The organism is Flavobacterium sp. (assembly GCF_035456085.1).
Classification (GTDB): domain Bacteria; phylum Bacteroidota; class Bacteroidia; order Flavobacteriales; family Flavobacteriaceae; genus Flavobacterium.
In genome coordinates this window covers 1-2245 of sequence record NZ_DATIDY010000076.1, presented here as the reverse complement: position 1 = coordinate 2245, position 2245 = coordinate 1, and the positions used below count along the sequence as shown (strand labels likewise).

The 2245-nt window shown below is 32.6% G+C and carries 3 protein-coding genes; all 3 read right to left on the bottom strand.

The features are described from left to right. A partial coding sequence (locus VLC96_RS05735; protein WP_325261248.1) for a DUF6364 family protein occupies window positions 1-86 on the bottom strand: 86 nt, incomplete at its 3' end. Window positions 87-120: 34 nt separating this feature from the next. After that, on the bottom strand, window positions 121-681 hold the full coding sequence (locus VLC96_RS05730) for a HEAT-like fold family protein (protein ID WP_325261246.1): 561 nt from the start codon (window positions 679-681) through the stop codon (window positions 121-123). A gap of 22 nt (window positions 682-703) precedes the next feature. Beyond that, the coding region (locus VLC96_RS05725; RefSeq protein WP_325261244.1) for a TonB-dependent receptor at window positions 704-2245 on the bottom strand (1542 nt) is incomplete at its 5' end.

Below are 2245 nucleotides of genomic sequence, written 5' to 3'. Positions count from 1 at the left end.
GATAAGCTTCTGCCGGTTTGTTTTGCATACGATTTTGCTTTTTCAATTACCTCTTTGTCTAACGATAAAGTGAGTTTGGTATTCATAATACGTATATTTTTCACAAAAGTACGTAATAATTTATTTTTGATTGTTCATTTTTTTCAAAACTTCTTTGGCAACAGCCTTATAAGCCGCACTGTGATTCGGGAAATCTTTGGTAATTATAGTTTTCAGTTCAGGATGAATCCAGTCGTGGTGATTTCCTAATTCGTATAATGTTCTTATAGAATAAGCTTTGGTGGCAACTTTTGTGTCGTTTATAAGCCAGTCAAAAGAAGTCTCAATACATTTTTCAAGATTTTCGTCTGAAAGAAAGATGGAGTTTTCGTCTTTTTTATAATGTGATTTCACTAAAAGCTGTGTCACTTTTGCAATGGGTCTAAGGGAACTTTCTTGATTTAAATATTTCAAATTTTCGAAGAAAAAATCTAGGTGAGGCTCTAGCCAAATAAGTTTTTCATAAGATACAAATTCCAAAATCCAACACGCTTTATGATTATTCTTATCAGAAGGTGAAAAACTAATTTTGACCAATTCATCAAAATGATTTTTATTGTCTAGAATAAACTGGGCACCTTCAAGGCGTTTTTCGCGACAAGCGTTTACATATTCCAGTTTTATTTGAAGTTCAGACGGCATTTCTACTAGTTTAAAAACAGGACTAAAATAAGTAATTTAAAGAAATTATTCCGTAAAAATTAGTTGGGAGACCGGGATAATAATATCTAGGCAATCCGTTTCCAACAGCAACTGCATTTGGTAAAATTAATGAAGCATATTTTTCATCGGTTAGGTTATTGACACCCGCTGACAAGTGTAGGTTTAATTGAGGAAATATTTGAAAATGATAACCTGTTTTGAGATTAATAATAGAATAAGAATCGGCGTAATCAGAATTGGCATCATTCAAAGGAATTTTATCGATAAACTGAAAATCTCCACTGAGATAAAGTCCTGAATTTGTGTTCAAAGTTATTCCGCCATTTACTTTATTTGCAGGAACTCCGGTGAGTTTATTTCCTGAATAATCGTTTCCATTGTCTACGAATTCTTTAAATTCATAATTCCCAAAAGATCCAGAAACATAAGAGTTCATGTTGAAAAATCTATTAAGAGGCCAATTATGATTTACTGTAATTTCAATGCCTTGATGAAGTGTTTCGCCAGCATTTATCCCTACATATTGGTCATCTCCAACTCGTTTTGCAACCAACAAATCTTTGATTTCCATTCGGTAAATGCTCACTTCGGTATACAGTTTTTTGTTGAAAAAATAGAATTTACTACCAACTTCAAAATTATAACCGTTCTCTGGTTTTATATCAGGATTTATAGTGCCTGAACTCGTTAAAGTTTCTTCGGTTGCCGGTAATGAAAATCCTCGACTTACTGAAAAATAGACAGTTTGTAGTTCATTTGGTTTAAATAGAAAAGAAAGTTGTGGCGAAAAAATACCATCGTAACTATAATTTTGAGTTGAATTTAGATCGTAATCCTTTAATTCAAATTGTGTTTTATTATAATTCAGTCCAGCTTGGATTTCAAATTTTTTGGAAAGCAAAGTTCTAATCTGCGAAAAAATATTGTAGAAATGTCTTTTTTGTCCCGTTTCTGTAAGCTGATCGCCTTGCAGACTTCCTTGCCCATTATTTTGCTGATATAAATTTTCAAAAGTATTTCCCTTGTAATCATCTGCGAAATATTCAATTCCGGTTATAAATTGGTTTTCGATTGCCGCAATTGTAAAATTCCCTGAAAACTGAGTCCGAGCGCCACTGGCAAAAGTATATTGACGTAAAATATCAAATGGTCTTGGTTCGTTACTGTCTTTGTAATTGATGAAGATTGAAGTTGAATTACTCAGGTTTTCATTAACCTTAAAATCATAAGCCAATCCTGCCAAAGTCGATTTGTATTCTTTAAATCCTTTTGATCCTACCCAAGTTGGCGCACCAGCCTGCGGATTATTTTCAAACATTGTTTTGTTTATCGAACTTGGAATATAAGCTTTCAAATAAGTATAATTTGAAAAATAGCTAAGCTGACTGTTTTTCTTCTTAAACAATTCGCCAGCCAAAGTAATTCCTTCCCGATTATAAGCGCTATTTTCTCTCCAACCGTCAGTTTTAAGTTTATGGTAACTTAAATTCAAGCTTCCTTGTTTTTCATTTAAACTATAATTCAAGCTATTTTTTAATAAGCC

What these genes read in the sequence shown, in the direction of transcription:
- VLC96_RS05730 (WP_325261246.1), bottom strand. Translation starts at nt 681, where the DNA reads ATGCCGTCTGAACTTCAAATAAAACTGGAATATGTAAACGCTTGTCGC.